The organism is Mesorhizobium sp. WSM3626 (genome assembly GCF_000513935.1).
In the GTDB taxonomy this organism is placed as follows: Bacteria; Pseudomonadota; Alphaproteobacteria; order Rhizobiales; family Rhizobiaceae; genus Mesorhizobium; species Mesorhizobium salmacidum.
Genome location: NZ_AZUY01000009.1, coordinates 62,990 through 80,328, shown reverse-complemented (window position 1 = coordinate 80,328; position 17,339 = coordinate 62,990). Strand labels below are relative to the sequence as shown.

Annotated in this window: 20 protein-coding genes; all 20 read left to right on the top strand. The window is 65.5% G+C overall.

The genetic code is table 11. From position 1 onward, the window contains the following. Position 1 precedes the first annotated feature (1 nt). The 20 genes from M653_RS01000000132290 to M653_RS0109470 all read left to right on the top strand — a co-directional run bounded on the left by M653_RS01000000132290 (position 2) and on the right by M653_RS0109470 (position 17,329). A complete protein-coding gene (locus M653_RS01000000132290; protein WP_051442635.1) occupies positions 2-805 on the top strand; it encodes a phage minor head protein in 804 nt (267 codons plus the stop codon). Positions 806-1,117: 312 nt separating this feature from the next. Continuing rightward, a complete protein-coding gene (locus M653_RS0109560; RefSeq protein WP_027143151.1) occupies positions 1,118-2,287 on the top strand; it encodes a phage protease in 1,170 nt (389 codons plus the stop codon). After that, on the top strand, positions 2,284-3,057 hold the full coding sequence (locus tag M653_RS1000000137250) for a hypothetical protein (protein WP_198028754.1): 774 nt from the start codon (positions 2,284-2,286) through the stop codon (positions 3,055-3,057). Before M653_RS0109560 ends, M653_RS1000000137250 begins: the two co-directional genes overlap by 4 nt. 28 nt (positions 3,058-3,085) lie before the next feature. Then, positions 3,086-3,979, top strand: a complete 894-nt coding sequence (locus tag M653_RS0109550; protein ID WP_027143150.1) for a Mu-like prophage major head subunit gpT family protein — start codon at positions 3,086-3,088, stop codon at positions 3,977-3,979. A 112-nt stretch (positions 3,980-4,091) separates the two neighbouring features. Then, positions 4,092-4,628 (top strand): HI1506-related protein, encoded by a 537-nt coding sequence (locus tag M653_RS1000000137245; protein WP_027143149.1) that lies wholly within the window; start codon positions 4,092-4,094, stop codon positions 4,626-4,628. A gap of 2 nt (positions 4,629-4,630) precedes the next feature. Beyond that, entirely contained in the window at positions 4,631-5,062 is a 432-nt protein-coding gene (locus M653_RS0109540) for a DUF1320 domain-containing protein (RefSeq protein WP_027143148.1), read from the top strand. Next, entirely contained in the window at positions 5,062-5,652 is a 591-nt protein-coding gene (locus M653_RS01000000132280) for a phage virion morphogenesis protein (RefSeq protein WP_051442634.1), read from the top strand. Before M653_RS0109540 ends, M653_RS01000000132280 begins: the two co-directional genes overlap by 1 nt. Then, the gene (locus M653_RS0109530; protein ID WP_027143147.1) at positions 5,649-6,083 is read left to right on the top strand and encodes a hypothetical protein; all 435 of its coding nucleotides are present in this window, start codon (positions 5,649-5,651) and stop codon (positions 6,081-6,083) included. Before M653_RS01000000132280 ends, M653_RS0109530 begins: the two co-directional genes overlap by 4 nt. Further along, complete coding sequence (locus M653_RS0109525) at positions 6,080-6,268, top strand: hypothetical protein (RefSeq protein WP_027143146.1); 189 nt, start codon at positions 6,080-6,082, stop codon at positions 6,266-6,268. Before M653_RS0109530 ends, M653_RS0109525 begins: the two co-directional genes overlap by 4 nt. Before the next feature lie 2 nt (positions 6,269-6,270). Next, positions 6,271-7,197 (top strand): phage tail tube protein, encoded by a 927-nt coding sequence (locus tag M653_RS0109520; RefSeq protein WP_027143145.1) that lies wholly within the window; start codon positions 6,271-6,273, stop codon positions 7,195-7,197. A 68-nt stretch (positions 7,198-7,265) separates the two neighbouring features. After that, positions 7,266-7,646 carry a hypothetical protein gene (locus M653_RS1000000137240; protein ID WP_027143144.1) on the top strand — a complete coding sequence of 127 codons (381 nt, stop codon included), beginning with the start codon at positions 7,266-7,268 and terminating at the stop codon, positions 7,644-7,646. A 59-nt stretch (positions 7,647-7,705) separates the two neighbouring features. After that, positions 7,706-8,020 (top strand): DUF1799 domain-containing protein, encoded by a 315-nt coding sequence (locus M653_RS1000000137235; protein WP_027143143.1) that lies wholly within the window; start codon positions 7,706-7,708, stop codon positions 8,018-8,020. Beyond that, the gene (locus tag M653_RS0109505; RefSeq protein WP_027143142.1) at positions 8,020-10,905 is read left to right on the top strand and encodes a phage tail length tape measure family protein; all 2,886 of its coding nucleotides are present in this window, start codon (positions 8,020-8,022) and stop codon (positions 10,903-10,905) included. Before M653_RS1000000137235 ends, M653_RS0109505 begins: the two co-directional genes overlap by 1 nt. Next, positions 10,905-11,510, top strand: a complete 606-nt coding sequence (locus M653_RS0109500) for a DUF2460 domain-containing protein (protein ID WP_027143141.1) — start codon at positions 10,905-10,907, stop codon at positions 11,508-11,510. Before M653_RS0109505 ends, M653_RS0109500 begins: the two co-directional genes overlap by 1 nt. Beyond that, positions 11,507-12,427: a DUF2163 domain-containing protein gene (locus M653_RS0109495; protein WP_027143140.1), complete on the top strand. Its 921-nt coding sequence runs from the start codon at positions 11,507-11,509 to the stop codon at positions 12,425-12,427. The genes M653_RS0109500 and M653_RS0109495 overlap by 4 nt, the downstream gene beginning before the upstream one ends. Beyond that, positions 12,427-15,831 (top strand): phage tail protein, encoded by a 3,405-nt coding sequence (locus M653_RS0109490; RefSeq protein ID WP_027143139.1) that lies wholly within the window; start codon positions 12,427-12,429, stop codon positions 15,829-15,831. Before M653_RS0109495 ends, M653_RS0109490 begins: the two co-directional genes overlap by 1 nt. Before the next feature lie 7 nt (positions 15,832-15,838). Then, positions 15,839-16,321: a hypothetical protein gene (locus M653_RS01000000132275; protein WP_032935152.1), complete on the top strand. Its 483-nt coding sequence runs from the start codon at positions 15,839-15,841 to the stop codon at positions 16,319-16,321. Positions 16,322-16,332: 11 nt separating this feature from the next. Beyond that, positions 16,333-16,761: a hypothetical protein gene (locus M653_RS1000000134935; protein WP_027143138.1), complete on the top strand. Its 429-nt coding sequence runs from the start codon at positions 16,333-16,335 to the stop codon at positions 16,759-16,761. A 37-nt stretch (positions 16,762-16,798) separates the two neighbouring features. Beyond that, positions 16,799-17,020 carry a hypothetical protein gene (locus tag M653_RS0109475; protein WP_027143137.1) on the top strand — a complete coding sequence of 74 codons (222 nt, stop codon included), beginning with the start codon at positions 16,799-16,801 and terminating at the stop codon, positions 17,018-17,020. 3 nt (positions 17,021-17,023) lie between these two features. Continuing rightward, the gene (locus tag M653_RS0109470; RefSeq protein WP_027143136.1) at positions 17,024-17,329 is read left to right on the top strand and encodes a hypothetical protein; all 306 of its coding nucleotides are present in this window, start codon (positions 17,024-17,026) and stop codon (positions 17,327-17,329) included. Positions 17,330-17,339: the final 10 nt, after the last annotated feature.

Sequence of the window (17,339 nt, the reverse complement as noted above, 5' to 3'; positions counted from 1 at the left end):
TGTGGTCGACGCAGTCCTAAAGCCACTGCCGCCACGCGACGCCATCGCCGCGCTGTTCGCGCGCGGTCAGCGCCTTGATCCGGAATTCTCGTGGCTGGACACATGGCAGGAAGCCCATGCTCGCGCCTTCACAGTCGCCAAGTCTGCCGGCTTCGACATCCTTGACGACATCTACCAGGCTTTGCTGAAGGCGCTCTCCGAGGGCAAGACCTTCCGCCAGTTCGCAGCCGAGCTGACGCCGCTGCTCCAGACGAAGGGATGGTGGGGTCAGCAGCCGGCGTTCGATCCGGTCTCCGGCGAGGCGCACTGGTCGCAGCTCGGCAGCACCAGGCGGCTGACCACCATCTTCGACGTCAACATGCGTGTCAGCTACGCCGCTGGTCACTGGTCGACCTTTGAGCGCAACAAGGCGGCTCGGCCGTTCCTCCGCTATGTCCACCTGGAGGGACAGGAATATCCAAGACCGCTGCATCACCTCTGGCACAATACGGTCCTGCCGGTCGATCACCCCTGGTGGAACACCCATGCCTGCCCGAATGGCTGGAACTGCCATTGCACCCTGCAGAGTGTCAGCCAGCGCGATATTGACCGCCTGCAGCGCGAGGGCGAGGTGCTGAAGTTCGAGCCCATCGCCGGTACGATGCGCAAATACGTCAACAAACGCACCGGTGAGATCACCACAGTGCCCGATGGCATCGATCCGGGCTGGGCCTACAACCCAGGCAAGGCCGGCTACATCTCCGTCGTCGAACAGGATCTGGCGGGCAAGACCGGCGCTTCGGATTGGGCGCAGCCGCCCGGTTGAACTCACCCACAAACGATCGCCGCACAAGCGCACGGCGACCCCTGAGGGCGTCCACTGGGTGCGCGGAGCCCTGTTTGGCGCTGTAGCCCCGTTCAAAACCGATTTTAAGGCCTATCCGCCCCCGATGGAGCCAATCGCGAAAACGAATTTTTTGGCAGCCTTGCCGGTTGGTTCCCTGTCAGCTACCGTTCGGTTGCGAATTCGGCGGCGGTCCTGCCAGCATCAGTCCCGCCAGTTCGACCTCCCAAGCACAAGCTGCCGCCCGCCATGGCGGGCATGATTTGACAGCATCGGCCGGGCCAATGTCCGCTGATGAAATCCGCAATTGCTTCCTTGCTATCGACCGCGTCGGTCGCCGCCCTGGCGGTGGCCGTCATCGCGCCTGAAGGGACCGATGCCTGGATGCGCCTGGTGCCGGCCGGCAAGTTCGAAGCCAGGGACGGCCGCAAGTTCGACAGTGGCAGCCATGACGACCAGGAAGCGATCGTCGCCCGCACCCGGCAGTATCACTCTGGTACCGACATGGTGGTCGACTACGATCACCAGTCCGTCTTCGGCGTAAAGGATGGCGTAGGCGGCACCGCCAAGGCAGCCGGCTGGGTCAAGGAGCTTCAGGTCCGCGACGACGGCATTTGGGGCCGTGTCGCTTGGACGCCATCTGCTGCCGCCGCGATCAAGGCCGAAGAATACCGCTACCTCTCTCCTGTCATTCCGCACCGCAAGGCGGATGGCCGCGTCATGCTCATTCTGAACGTGGCGCTGACCAACACCCCGGCGCTCGATCTTGAAGCGGCGGCGGCGAGTGCAGTTTTTGCAAACCTCTCCGAAGAAGGAACCGAAATGGATAAGATCCTGACCGCCCTGGGCTTGCCCAAGGGCACTGGGGAGGACGCCGTCCTTTCCGCAATCCAGGCACTCCTCACCTCCAGCACCGCGCTGGCCAGGGCTGCTGGCCTGACCGAGGACGCCAAGCCGGCTGCCGTGCTCACGGCGGTGACGGCCGCTGTCGCCGATCGCTCGAAGCTGGCCAAGGCGGCAGGCCTCAAGCCTGAAGCCGCCACCGACGAGATCGTTGGCGCGGTGCAATCTGCGCTGAGTGCCAAAAATCCAAACCCGGCGGAGTACGTGCCGATCGCGGCGCTCACTGAGCTGCGCGACCAGCTGAAGGAGCTTCGCGACGAGACGTCGGCCGAAAAAGCCGACGAAGCCGTCACGGCGGCCCTCACGGCCGGCAAGCTGACGCCGGCCATGAAGGAATGGGGCATCGCGCTCTTCAAGTCGGACAAGGCTGCCTTCGAGAAGTTCGTCGAGAACCAGCCGGTGCTGACCAAGCCGCAGATGGACATCACCCGGCGGGACAACAAGACCGCCGATGCGCTCGACGAGGCGCAGCTGGCCGTCTGCACGGCGATGGGCCTGACGGCCGACGCTTACAAGAAGATCCTCGCGGCCGAGGCCGCCGAAAAGGAGGCAGGCCGTTGACCCTCTCTGCAGACCGCAACACGCCGCGTTCGGAACGCGGGTACGTCAAGACTGTGCCGATGGCTGCAGCGCTCATCTACGCTGGCGCCCTGGTGTGCAGGAACGCCGCCGGCTTCGCCATCAAGGGCTCGACCGCCCTCGGCCTCCAGGCAATCGGCCGCGCCAACGAGCGGGTCGACAATTCGGCCGGCAGCGCGGGCGACCTGAGCATCAAGGTCGAGGAAGGCGTGTTCCGCTGGGCCAACTCGGCCTCGACTGACGAGATCACCGAAGTCGAGGTGGGCAAGGTCTGTTTCATCGTCGATGACGAGAAGGTCGCCAAGACCTCCGGTTCCGGCACCCGCTCACCCGCCGGCATCGTGATCGCCATCGATACAATCGGCGTCTATGTGCTGATGGGCGAAGACATCCTCGCCGGCTACTTCGAAGGCCGCAAGATGTTCGTTCCGCTTCGGGTCACGACCCTGGTTGGCACGCCCGTCTACCGCGCGCTCTCGCCCTATGCCGGCCTGGTCAAGAAGATCAGGTCCGTCACCGAAGGCGTGCTGACCACCGGGGACGCCACACTGACCGGAAAGATCGACGGCGTCGCCATCACCACCGGCGTGATCACCATCACCCAGGCAGGATCGGCGGCCGGCGACAAGGACAGCTGCGATCCGACCGCAGCCAACTACGTCCCGGCTGGCGGTGAACTCTCACTGACGGTCGGCGGCACCAATGCCACCGCCACCGTGGCGAACTGCGTCTTCGAAATCGACCGCGACTAGGCGCGGCTCAACCGTCAACGGAGCTTCCATGAAAATCAACAGCACGACCCTTGATGCCATCCGCGTCGGCTTCAAGACTTCCTTCCAGGGCGGGCTTGGCCAGGCGGCATCGCAGTATCCGCGCGTCGCCACCACCGTCCCCTCGACGACGCGCGAGGAAAAGTACGGCTGGCTGGGCAAAATCCCCAACATCCGTGAATGGATCGGCGATCGCCTCGTCCAGAACCTCATGGAGCACGACTATTCCATCAGGAACAAGGACTACGAACTGACGATCGGCGTCGACCGCAACGACATCAAGGACGATACGTTGGGGATCTATGCCCCGCTGTTTACCGAGATGGGCATGTCGGTCGCCGCTCACCCGGACATGCTTGTGTGGGCGTTGCTGAAGGCTGGTTTCGCGACTGCCTGCTACGACGGCCAGTATTTCTTCGACACCGATCACAAGGTGCTCGACGAGGCCGGCGAACCGCAATCGGTCCCCAACACCGACGGCGGCGCCGGCGAGCCGTGGTTCCTTCTCTGCACCAAGCGCGCGCTCAAGCCCATCATCTACCAGGAGCGCGAGAAGTTCGAGTTCGTCTCCAAGGATGATCCGAAAGACGAGAACGTGTGGCGCAAGAAGGAATTCGAGTACGGCGTCGATGGCCGCTGCAACGTCGGTTTCGGCTTCTGGCAGTTGGCCTGGGGCTCCAAGCAGACGCTTGATCCAACCCACTATGAAGCCGGCCGCGTCGCTCTGACGGGCATGAAGGGTGATCATGGCCGCCCGCTTGGCAACGTTCCCGACCTGCTGGTGTGCGGGCCGACGAATGAAGGCGCCGCCCGCGCTGTCGTCGCTTCGCAGCTGGTCAACGGCGGCGAGACCAATAAGTGGGCGGGCACCGCCGAGGTGCTGATGGTGCCCTGGCTGGCCTGATCGGTCCGCCGAATTCGCCCCTGCCGGCATCTCCCAACGGTGCCGGTAGGGTTTTTGAAAAGCAGCCGCGAGCCGGCTCCTTCTCAAAGGCCCCGAAAACGAGGATTGAACGATGGCGAAAGCGTTGCGCGCGGCGAAGGCCAAAGCTCCCAAGATGGAAGCAGCCGCACAGGAAACATCCGGCCCGGAAGTGGCGCGAGCTGCACAAGGCCAGGATGCCCCGTCATCGGGGGCGGCGACGGGGACCAATACCAGCAGCGAGAGCGACGACCAGGGCGGAGCCGGCGATGCGGCCGGCTCCGCAGGCCCTCAGCACGCCGAGTTCTTCAAGAACCCGGACGAGAGCGTCACCATCGCGACGCTGGATGACGCGCTCGATGCGCTTGGCGGCCAAGGCGAGCACCTGGACACGGAAGCCGAGTTCCGCGCCCGGTTTCCCCGCATGTCGGCCGAACTCGATGCCTGGAAGGCCGAGAACGGAGACCAGCTGCCGGCCGGCCTGCGCATCCGCTCCAAGCTCGATGGCTTCCGGCGCGCCGGCATCGCCCACTCCAAGGCGCCGGTCGAGCATCAGATCGGCGCGTTCAAAGGCCCCGAGCAGCTGGAGGCGCTGTTCGCCGAGCCGAACCTCAAGGTGGAGCTGTTCTAAGCGTGACCTATGCCGTCAAGCAGGACCTGATCGACCGCTTCAGCTCCACCGAACTGGTGCAGCTGACCGATCGCACGAACATCCCGCCGACCACGGTGGACGATGTCGTCGTCGGCCGGGCGCTGGCCGACGCGGACGGCGTGATCCACGGCTATATCGGCAAGCAATATGCACTGCCGCTCTCGGTGGTGCCGCCGGTGCTGGTCAAGATCGCGGCGGATCTCGCTCGCTACTTCCTGCATGGCGAGGCGGCCGACAAGGACAGCATCGTCACCCGCAACTACAACGCGGCGATCTCCTGGCTGAAGGACGTCGCCAAAGGCCTGGTCTCGATCGACGATGGCGGCACTGTGCCCGAGCAGGCCGGCGGCGGCGCCATCCGGGCCAATCCCTCGACGCGCGTCTTCCGGCGCGAAACGCTGAAGGGGTTGTGATGGCAACGGAAGGCATCCAGCTCCGCGTCGTCGACCAGCAGGTGCTGGCCACCCTCGATCGCATCGAGCGCGTTGCCACGGCGCCCGGCGTGATCATGGAAGCCATCGCTGCTGCCCTGGTCCCGATGGTCCAGCGCCATTTCGAGACCGAGACAGGTCCGGACGGCAAATGGCCGCGCCTCAGTCCGCGCACGGCCGCCAAGCGCACTGGCCGCAGCCAGCGCGGCTACGGGCACATGCTGCGGGTCAAGAACCGGCTGTACAGCTCGATCACCGGCGAAGCGACCGACAACACCGCAGCGGTCGGCACCAACGTCGCCTATGCCGCCGCGCAGTTCCTCGGCGCCACCATCCAGATGCCTGCCCGCGAGCAGGACATCCACCTGGGCAAGACCAATCGCGGCCGCCGCTTCGTCAGGGCTTCGGCGAAGCGCAAGGAAACGATGCGGGTCACGATCGGCGCGCACACCATCACTATCCCGGCCCGCCAGGCGCTCTACCTCAACGACGCCGATCGTGCCGAGATCCTGCATGTCGCCGAGGACGCCTTCCGCGCCGAGGCCGACCAGGCGTCGGGTGCACGGCCATGAGCATCGTGACCGAGCTGCGGGGCCTTCTCGACGACATCGACCCGCCGGTGTTCCGCATCGTTGGCGGCGCGGCCGAGTTCGCTGCGCTGGCCGGAGAGCCCAAAGCGACACCCGCCGCCTATGTCGTGGTCGAGGAAGAGCAGAGCGAGGATAACGCCCGCATGACCGGACCGGTGCTGCAGCGCGTCGAAGCCGATGTCGCCGTCATCATCGTCACCAGGAATGTTTCGGACAACACCGGTGCTGCTGCCGCCGAGGAGATCGAGGCGCTCAAAGCCAAGGTGCGAGGTGCCCTGATGGGCTTTATCCCGTCTGGCGTGGGCAGCGACCCGATCACCCATGTTTCCGGAAACCTGCTGAAGGCCAAATCCGGCAACGTCTGGCAGCGCGAGCTGTTCGCCGCCGCCTACTACCTCGAGGAGCAACCATGACCAAGTCCTACGAGCCGCGCCCGGCGGGCCGGCACATCATCGACCAGGCATCGGGCAAGCTTGTCCGCGATGGCGACTTCACCGTTCCGGAGGGCGTGGCCAAGCCAGCCGCGCCGATCCGCACGCCGGCTGCCAAGCCGGCCGATGACACTGGCGCCGGACGTCCGGCCGGGAAAGGCAAATAGCGATGGCCCGTTTTTACCGCAAGCTCGCCGTCCTGGCGAAGATCGAAACCGTCGAAGGCACCGACGCCGTACCGACCGGCGCGGCCAACGCCATCCAGATGAACAACGTGACGATCACGCCGCTTGCTGGCGACCAGGTGTCGCGTGATCTGCTGCTGCCCTATCTCGGCCAGCAGGGCGTGATCCTGACCGGCACCTATGCGACGCTCTCCGGTCAGGTCGAAATCGCCGGTGCGGGCGCCGCCGGCGACGTTCCGGGCTATGGCGTGCTGCTGCGCATGTGCGGCTTGGCCGAAACCATCACCCCCGACACCGACGTCCAGTATGACCCGATCTCGGGAGCCTTCGAGGCGGGCACGCTGTATTTCAACCATGACGGGGTCCGCCACATCCTGCTGGGTGCCAAGGGCAACGTATCGGCCAACCTGACGCCCAAGCAAATCCCGCACTTCACCTTCACGCTGACCGGCCTGCTGGGCACGATCTCCGACACGGCCCTGCCGAGCGTCGACTACACCGCCTTCCAGGTGCCGGTGCCGGTCAACAAAGCCAACACCACGCTGTCGCTGCTCGGCGCCGCCGCCGTGGCGGAGAGCGTGGCGATCGACCTCGGCAACCAGATCGAGCCACGCTTCCTCATCGGCGCCGAAAGCATCCAGCTGGTCGACCGCAACCCAAGCGGCACCTGTGTCGTCGAGGCGCGCCTGCTGGCGACAACCAACTGGTTTGCGGCGGCCCAGGCAAGGACACGCGGGGCGCTTGCCGCCCAGCACGGCACGATCGCCGGCAACATCGTCAAGTTCGACGCGCCCGCGGTCGAGATCGGGAGGCCGACCGAAGGCCAGACACAGAAGATCATCAACTATTCGCTGCCGCTGATGCTGTGCACTGACGCCGGCGACGACGAGCTCAAGATCACGGTGAAGTAACCGGCGGCGGCTTCGGCCGCCGCCTCTTTCAACGCCCCCCAGAAACCCCTTTTGAAGAGGCCCTGCAGATGAAGTTCAAGATGATCGACGCGTATCGCTACTGGTGGCCGGTGACCGTCGAGATGCCCGATGCAGACAAGCCCGGCGAGATCGTCACCAAATCCTTCGACATGCAGTTCGAGGCCATCTCTTCCGACGAAAGCGATGCCATGCTCAAGGAGGTCTCCGCCCTCCCGCCCGAGGAACAGAAAAAGCGCCGGCACGAGGAGCTGATGCGGGTCTGCAAGGACTGGCGCGACGTGGTCGACGGGCCGGTCGGCAAGGAGGAGCCGGTTCCTTTCACCGAGGCTGCGTTGGCTCTCAGCCTCCAATACGCCTGGTTCAGCCGCGGTCTCTACAAGGCCTATGCGCAATCCCTGGCGGGGGACGAGGCGCGAAGGGGAAACTGAGAGAGGTCGCGCGGGAATGGGCGTTCGCCCGCGCCGGGCAAACCGACCCGCGGCGACCTGTGAAGATCGACAAGGCCGACGCCGAGCAATGGGCCGCGCTCAACGTCACGGTCGAGGTGGACGACGAGGACGAGGCAGTCGAAGTGTGGCGGATAAACTGGCAATCGGTGATGGCGTTCTTCGCCTGCGACACCCAATGGCGGACGGTGGCGGTGCCCGCCGGCGAAGGCCACCGGCTGATCCGGCTTGGCATCGACTACGCCTCCGCCCGGCCGGTTTTCGCCCGTCGCGACCGCGCTCGGGAGCGCCAGCTCTTTAGCGACATCCAGGTGATGGAACAGGCAGCACTTCAAGCCATGGCCGAGGCCGACTGATGACCTTGAACCTTGCCTTGGTCATTTCTGGTGACGCCGCTGGAGCGAAGGCGGCGACCGCCGAGACGACGGCCGGCGTAAGGGTGCTGGGTGCGGAGGCTCGGGAAACGTCTTCCGCGATGGCGGCGGCCAGCGACCAGGTCGTGGCATCGGCGCGCGGCGCAACCGAAGCGATCGCCGCCCAGGCGGCCGCCGAGCGCAACCTGCGGACGGCGATCGACCAGCGACTTGGCATCGGCGCCAACGTGCCTGTGGTCGGAACGCAGTTTGCCAACAATTCCTTCCGCTCCGCCGACATCGAAGCCTACGGCCAGTCACTCGACGCACTGCGCGCCCGGTACAACCCGCTGTTTGCCGCCTCGAAGCAATATGAGACCGAACTCGACGACCTGAATGCGGCCCACCGTCTGGGCGCTATCTCCACGGCCGAGCACGAGAGTGCGCTTGATGGCCTCAACAGCCGCTATGCGCTCCTGGCCGGTCAATCGGCTCGGACGGCCGGCGTCCTCGGCACTGTCGGCGGAGCGGCGCGCCTGACGTCCAACCAGCTCCTCAACCTGTCCAGGCAGGGCAACGACGTCATCACCATGTTCGCGCTTGGCGCGTCGCCGATGATGATCTTTGCCTCGCAGGCCGGCCAGATCTACGACGCGCTGGAAAGCGGGCCGCGCGGTCTTCGCGGCTCACTGCAAGGGATTGGTGTCGCTGCGAGGGCGGCAGGCCAGGCATTTCTTGCCTTTCTCGTGACGCCGGCCGGCATCGCGGCGGGAGCGGTCGCTGCCGCCGCCGGCGTGGCGGCCTATGTGCTGGCCACCCGCGAAGGCATCGAGACCGCCGACGTTTCGCTGAAGAAACACAAGGAACTGATCGACGAAATTGCGGCCTCCTACCCGGCGGCGGCCGCCGCCGCGAAAGCCTACGAGGATGAGGCCAACAGGCTGCCGCGCTCGGTGGTGGGAGCCGATACGACGGATCGGCTGGAGGCCGAGCGAAAGACCCTCCAGGCGCAACAAGCCGACATCGCTGCGCAGATCCGGCTGGCGACGACCAACCCGCTGACCGGGGACAGAGGCGATTTCTCCAATTTCGGCGACCAAGCCTACACCGCCCTGCGGCGGATTGAAGACGGCCTCGACCACAACAAGATCTCTGCGAAGGAATTGCAAGCCGCGCTCGGCGACATACGCATCGATCCGGCCCTTTCACAGGATACTCGCGACTTCTTCACGACACTGCAGAAGGGTGCCAACGAGGCCGTCAACACGGCGGCGGAGATCGAGGGCACGCTCGGGATCAAATCGATCGCCGTCGAAGGAAAGCAGGCGCAGGCGACGCTCTTCGACATTTCCAAGGGCCTCAAGGGTATCGGCTCCGACGCCAACAGCAGCGGGTCCGCCGTCACGAAGCTCCTCGGTGACCTCAAGGCGGGCGGCGGATCGCTCGCCGCGCTCTCCGGCATCGACCCGAATGTGCGCTCGCTGCAATCCATGGCGCAGGCATCGGCCGCAGCAAACCAGCAGCAGCTGCAGACGCTGGTCGGCTACAACAATGAACTGCGCAACGCCAAGGCCGAACTGACCAGCATCCAGGCCGCCATTTCGAGCGCGGCCAGCACCCGCTCGATCGGCCAGTTCTTCGGCGACGTTTCCAACATCAAGGGCGCGGAGGCGGCGATCGGCTCGGCCACCGGCACGATCGAGAAACTGTTCGCGTCCATGCGCGCGGGCGGCGCCAGCGCGCCGCTGGTTGCCGAGGGCATCGAGATGGTGCGCAATGCGCTCATCCAGGGCGGGCTCGGCGTCGAGGTGGTCAACAAATTCATTGACGCGTTCGTCGCCGCCGAGATGCAGGTCGACGCGACGACGGCCAGGGTGAAGCTGCTCGATCAGGCAACCCGGCAACTGCAGGACAAGACCGTCTCGATAACCACGGTCTACCAGACATCGGGCGGCCCGATCAGCGTCGAGCGGCCCGGAGGCGTTTTTACCGGCGGTTTGTCTACGAACCCTGTCGGCAAGATCGGCGGCATGGACCCAAATCCATTTGCCAACCAGACGCTTGCCGGCTCTCTTCCACCCGGCTTCGGCACCGGCGGCTTTACCGGGCACGGACCTACCGATCGCGTCGCCGGCTTCGTGCACGGGCAGGAATACGTCTTCGACGCGGCCTCCACCTCGGCGATCGGCGTCGCCAACCTCGAAGCGATCCGGCGCGGCGTGCCCGGCCACGCCGCCGGCGGCGCGGTCGACGGCGTCATGCCGCTGCTGGCCGGCGGCGCCGGCGTGCTGTCCAAGATCGAGGAAAACACCTTCCAGACGGTTGAACAGGTCACTCGATCGGTCGGCTATCTCTCGACGCTGGTCGACGATGGCCAGACTGCGATCGGGCTGCTGCGCGGCATCCAGTCGGCGGGCATGGCGGCCGCATCGTCGCCTAGCTCATATTCCGGCGGATCTTCGTCGTCGGGCTCGGGTGGGGGCTCCGGCGGAGGCAGCCAGGCCAATCCATTCGACTATGTTGGTGGCGTTTTCTATCCCGGCAATGGCGGCTTCAATTACCGGGATTGGATCATGTGGCAGAACACGCATGGCGGAAGCACCGGCTTCGACACGGGCGGCATGATCCATCCCGGCGATACGCAAAAGGTCGAGTTCTTCAAGAACCCCAACGAGCGCGTCATCATAGCGCGCCCGGATCAGTTCGAGGATCGGCGCGACGCCGCGCCGGCCGGAGCCGCCACGGGTCGCGCCGCCGCCGGCAGGCCGATCATCGCCGAGTTTCACTATCACGCCGCGCCCGGCAATCCGGAACCATCACCGCAGTCGCAGAGCGAGATGATGGACCAGTTCCGCGCCTTCCTGAATGAACATATGAGGGCGCTCTGATGGCGCTGCTTATTATGGACGAGCACGTCTCCTACGGCTTCCAGTCCAGCGCCGGCGGCTGGAACACATCGGTCGTGATCGGCGGCGGCGGCATCGTCTTTCCCTCGCAGATCCATGCGCTGCCGAAGCGGCAGTTCATCTTCTCGCTGGTCGACGCCACCCAGGACGAGATCCGCGTCGCCATGAAGATGGTCGACGATTGCCGGGGCCGCGCCTTCCCGTTCCTGCTCAAGGACCACATGAACTTCCAGCTGACCGACGAGGTCATCCTGACCGCCGCCGGTGGCGAGACCGGCGCCCAGGTCAAGCAGACATGGGGCACCAACAATCTGCTGTCACTCGACCGCAAGTACCTCAAGGCCGGCACGTTGTCGGTGAAGAAGAATGGCGATCCGCTGGTGCTCACCACCGACTACACGGTCAACGATACGGGCCTCCTGACCTTCCTGGCGCCGATACTGCCGCTGGTCGACGGCGACGAGATCAGCACCACGGTCGAGTTCTACCACAAGGTCTTCTTCGACGCCGACAGCTACCCCGTTACGATCGACCATCCGCGCCGCGCCTCGATCCGCTCCGTCTCGGCGACCGAGGACCGCACATGAGCCGGGCCTTTTCTCCTGGGCTGAAGACGGCGCTCGACGCGCGGCCGAACGCGCCCGGCCGCCTGCTGCTGCTCGCGCCGGTCGGCCTGCCGGTCGTCTACCTCAACACGATCGGCGTCGACTACACCTTCGAGGGCAATGTCTATCGCGGCAATCCCGGTTTCGTCTGGGTCAGCGGCCGGATCACCGACAGCTCGGAGAGCTCGATCGACATTCAGATCCCGCTGCTCGCCGGCGGCCCGGTGGCGCCGGACGACGTGACGCGCGGCCTTTACCAGGGCGCCGCCATCGTCACCCGCATCATCGACTTCGAGGCCGGCGAGGTGTCGCCGCCCTTCGGCTTCAAATGGTCGGTCGGCAAGACCGACATCATCGACGATGGCAAGGGCGCCTTCACCTTTCGCAATGACAGCCGCAGCGGCCGGGAGCTGGTGCTGAAGACGATCGGGCCCGGCTGCCGTTTCGATCTCGGGTCAACGGGCTGCGGCGTCGACGTGCTCGGCGCCTGGACAGACGCGGTCACGATCGTCGACTGGTTCGACGCCGTCTCCTTCTCGATCGACGGCGCCCGCCCGGCGGCGGTCGACGGCTTCTTCGATCGCGGCGCCGTCAAGTTCACCAGCGGCCAGCTCGCCGGGCGCGCCTTCACCGTCCGCGCCTGGGACCAGGACACCGCCACCGTCAAGCTGTGGGAGCCGCTGCCGGCGCCGATCGAGGCTGGCGACGCCGCGCTGATCCATGCCGGCTGCAACAAGAAGCGCGGCGCAGGCGGCTGCGCCAAATTCGCCAACAACCGCTACCAGGGCTTCGACCATCTGCCGGCCGACGACGCCAAATTCACCTACGCCGGGGACGCACCCGCCGTGGTCAGCAATCCGCCATTGCCACCCTTTTCGACCGGCTGGGGGCGAGCCTGATGGCGCTGTTTTCAACAGGATGGGGCAGACCCACCGGCGGCGGGTTCTTCTACGACAAGGCCTCGGAGCCGATCTCGTCGCGCGCCCAGGACTACAACTCGCCCGGCGACAATTCCTCGCCTGCCGGCAAGACGATACCCGCCGGCAGCGGCACCTCCGCCTATGACGGCGAGATCGTCTGGTGGAGCGACTTCACGCCCAAGAAAGGCAAGGTCACGGCCTCCTTCGCCGTGCTGTTCAAGGATTGCCTGTTTGCGCCGTCGTTCAGCCTGCTCAAGCTCTACGCCGACAAGGAACTGATCGTCTCCAACACGGCGCCGCTGCGGCAGTCGAACCAGAAGATACGCTTCCACGACGGCACCCAGACAACGCCGGACCCTTTGCTGCTGGCCAAGCTCGGCGCCGACAAGGTCTCCTCATGGCCGGGCCTGGCCTATGCCGTATTCGAGGATTTCGACTGCACACCCTATGGCAACCACGTGCCGTTGATCCGGGCGGTGCTATCGGGCGTGGTGACGGCGCAGCCGAGCTCGGACGAACTCTCGACCATCACCTTCGAGGATTGGGCCACTTACGATCCGCACTTTGGCGAAGGCTTTTATCGTGCCGAGAGCAAGGCGTCGGCCGCCGACTTCGCCAAGGGGCAGATCTACGTCGTCGTGCACCCGCGCCTGCCGTCCTCATCGCCCGAGACGCTCGGCTGGGTCGTCGTCGTCGATGTCGCCTCCAACGCCGAGATCTCGCGCTCGCCGCTGTTCGACCGCACCGGCGCTGGTTGGCGGCGTTTCGAATATATCGTCGCGTTGCAGGGCTCCGATTACTTCGTCGTCTCGAATGACGACATGAGCAGCGTGCCGGACTGGGAGACGCCGGCCAAACTGCTGCTGGTCAACGCGATGACCGGCGAGATCGTCAAGCGTTCGGCTGCATTGGGGATCAATGGCCGTGTCATCATCGCCAGCGTGCTGATCGAGGGCGGCGCGGCGACCCGCTACCTGGTGTTCTGCGATTGCTTCGAGGACAGCACCGAGCGATCGGGGCTCGCCATCGCCGTGGTCGACATCACCAACCTGTCGATCTCGTGGATCGTCGACCCGTTCGACAGCCCGGCCGGCGGCGCCAATGCCCGTGTCGTGTCGCTGGCGATCGGCCCGGTCGAGGACGGCCAGGTCACCTTCTACTGGACCGAGCAGGACCGCGCCATCTTCGGGCTCACCGGCTTTCTTCCCGATGTACGCAAGGGCGTTGCTTCGGCCACCGGGTTCTCGGAAACCATTGCCTACAGCGAGAGTGAGGGCGGCAAATACCCCCAGGGCGTCGCCTATGATGAGGCCGACGACAGCATCGTCGTGCTGCGTGAGGACGGCTCGATCCGCAAGATCCGCGACGCCGCCACCGTGTATACGGCCGGGCCGCACGCCGTCACCGATCTCGGTCTGAACCTGCAGCTCTACATCGCAGGCACGGCATGCCAGTATGTGGCGCGACCGGGCCATGCCTTCGCGCTCGACGCCGACAATCGCGACATCTACGCGATCGACCTCGCCGACGGATCGATCTCCGTCCTGGCCGATCTCGACGATTTCGACTATATCGGCTGGTCCTACGTGTTCCACGTCGACGGCATCAACGGCTGGATCGCCGAATATGGCGACTGGGTGTCGACGGCCGGCCAGATCAGCCTGATCACCTCGGGCGACGCCACGCCCGGCCAGGTCGACCTGGTCGACATCTTCACCCAGCTCGCAACCTATGACGGCCGCTTCGAAGCTTCCGATCTCGTTTTCGTCGGCTTTCCCGGCAACGAATGCCAGGGTTTCAAGCTCGAAAACGACACCACGATCGACGATGTCGAGCAATCGATCGCCGCCGCCTTCGACGTCAAGATCGTCGAGAGCGACGGCAAGCGGAAATACTTCTGGCCGCCACGCGACGGCGCGTTTGCCGTCGACCAGGAGCTGGCGCACCAGGACTTCGTCGAGACCGGCACCCAGACCAACATCAAGACCATCAATGCCGGCGAAGACGAATATGCCGGCGTCACCTTCGGCTATTACGACCAGGACGCCGACTACCAGAAACTCGAACAGCCCTTCGATCGGCCGCGTGGCATCTTCGACGTCACCCGCTCGAAAAAGCGCCGCACCATCCCCTCGCTGCTGTCGATGACGGCAAGCCAGGCGCTGCGGGCGGCGACGCTGGCCGTCTTCCGTTCGGTGCTTGGCAACGAGACCTATGCCTTCGGATTGCGGCCCGGCATGGCGCATGTCGAGCCGGCCGATATCGTTGCTTTCGACTTCCGCAATTTCCGCACAGTCGCGAGGATCCGCGAGGCGACCTTCAAGGATGATTACACGCAGGACTGCCTGGCCTACCAGTACCTGCAATATTCGGAGGCGACCTATGACGGCGCCTCGCTGACGCCGCCGCAGATCGCCGCCGTCTCGCTGCACGCCAGGCTGATCTGGCTCGACACGCCGCTGCTGACGCGCGCCCACGACCTCGGCGGCACCGGCCTGGTGCAGTACGCGCAGATGACCGGTTACGGTACGGCGGCTCTCGCCAGCGCCTTGCTCTATCGGTCCGACGACGGCGCGATCTTCACGCTCATCTCGGAGCGTTCCGACATGACACCCGTCGCCGGCGTCATCACCGCTATCTCGGGCACGCCCACCGATCCGTTCTCGACCGACTTTGCCAACACCATCCATGTCGCCATCGGCACCGGCGACCCGGCCTCGATCCAGTCGGTCAGCGCTGCGGCGTTCTACAACGGCGCCAATCTGGCCGCCATCGGCCGGCCGGGCGCCTGGGTGCTGATCCACTACCAGGACGCGACCGTCAGCGACGGCGTCGCCGAGCTTTCGACCATTATCTGGGGCGCGCAGGGCTCGGAAGTGTTCATCGGCAACCTGGCGCCCGGCGACCTGTTCGTGCCGCTCGACCCTGCACAATACTCCCGCTTCAGCACCGCCGCCGCCGGCCTCGGCGAAACGCGCCTCTACAAGGCAGCGACAGCGCTGGTGTCGCTCGGAACGGTGGTCACCGAGGCGCATGTCTCGACCGGCGCTGCCGAAAAACCCTATGCCTGCGTCAACCTGCGGGCGGCTGTCGACGGGTCCGACATCGACCTGGCCGCCGACGCGCGCTCGCGGCTGTCGCCCTGGGAAATGTTTGCCGCCGACCCGGACAGCGGCGAGGCGATCGACGCCTTCGAGTGGGACATCATGGACGGCGACGCGGTTGTGCGCACGCTGGAGAGCTCGGAGCCGGCCGTCACTTATGCCGATGCCGATATCGTCGCCGACTTCGGTGCACTGCCGGCCACCCTGACATTCCGCCTTGCCAAGATGAGCACTGCCGTGGGCCGCGGCCACCTCGCGCAGGCGACGATCACGCTTTGAGGGACAAATGACCATCGAGCAGAAGAACATGAACGCGACGCCGGTAGCGGCCAGCCAGATCGGCAACGGCATCGCCGCCGTCAACGACCGCATAAATCGCGAGGAGACCGCCAACCATGGCGCGTCGAGCTTCGCCCTGGCCGGCACCGAGGATACCATGACCTCGGCCGAGCTGTGGGACGGCTCGCTGATCGCGCTGACCGGCGCGCCCTCCGGCCCGTTCACGCTGACCGTTCCGGCCGAGGAGCGCGGGCCGGTGAAGTTCGTCAACACGACGGGCAAGGCCGTCACGGTGACGATCGCCGCCCAGCCGGGTGACGCGCCGGTCATCCCGGCCGGCGGCGAAGGGACGCTGCGCATCGACGGCACCAACGTCTCGGTCGAGGCCGTCATCACGCTTGGCATCAATCGCGTGATCGCGATCAGCCAGGCCGCTTACGACGCGCTCGGCACGCCGGACGCCACCACGCTTTACGTCATCAACAGCTAGGAAAACGCACCATGGCCGCCTTTGTGAAATACGAGACCTTCATCGAAAACCTGATGAACAAGCTGATCGACGCCTTCGGCTCGACCGACACCTGGAAGGCAGTCATCCACACCGACGCGCCTGTGGTCGCCACCGACAACGCCGTCTCTGACCTGACCCAGATCGCCGGCAACAACGGCTATACGACCGGCGGCACTGATATCACCTACAGCTCGACCCGGTCCGGCGGCACGGTGACCGCCACGGCGGTGGATGTCGTCTGGACGGCGTCGGGCGGCAATCTCGGCTCCAGCACGACCGGCCGCTATGTCTCGGTCTATGACGACACCTCGGCCGGCGACAATGTGGGCTGGAGCTACGATTACGGCGCCACCTTCACCGTCGCTGCCGGCGAGACCTTCACGCTCGACTTCGGCGCTTCCGTTCACACGTTCGCCTGACAGCCTGCCGCTCTCAACATCAACCGGAGTTTTTGACATGAAATCCGCAAAAGACCGCGACGACATGGTGAAGCGCGCCACGGCCGCGCTGAAGAAATGGCCGACCTTCGCCGCCCTGCCGGACGGGCAGAAGGGAGCCCGGACGATCAAGGTCGAGGGCGACCCGAACAACGCGGCGAACTACCACCGGGCCATGTACGAACTATGCGCGCTAGCCACGCCGATCGGCCGCCAGGCCGACACGATCGTCGGAGCGTGAACCATGGCCCACGTCCTTGCCTGCGCCCGCTACCCTGTCGCCAAGCTGTTCGACCTCCTCCCGCCGAAATACATCGAGGCTCTCGAGCAGAACCAGAAGATCGCGTCGTGCTGCCGGCACCCTGAAAACCACGACATCGAGGCGTTCTATTCGAGCGAGAACTGGCGCGACAAGAAGAAGCCGGACGGCAGCCCCGACCCCGCCGGCGGCATTCCCGACATCTATATTTTCCATTGCACCTGCGGGAAGCAGCACAGGCGCTTCTGCGTCGGTGGCGGCGACGCCAGGCCGTTCTGGGAAGTCGCCTGAAGCTGGGACG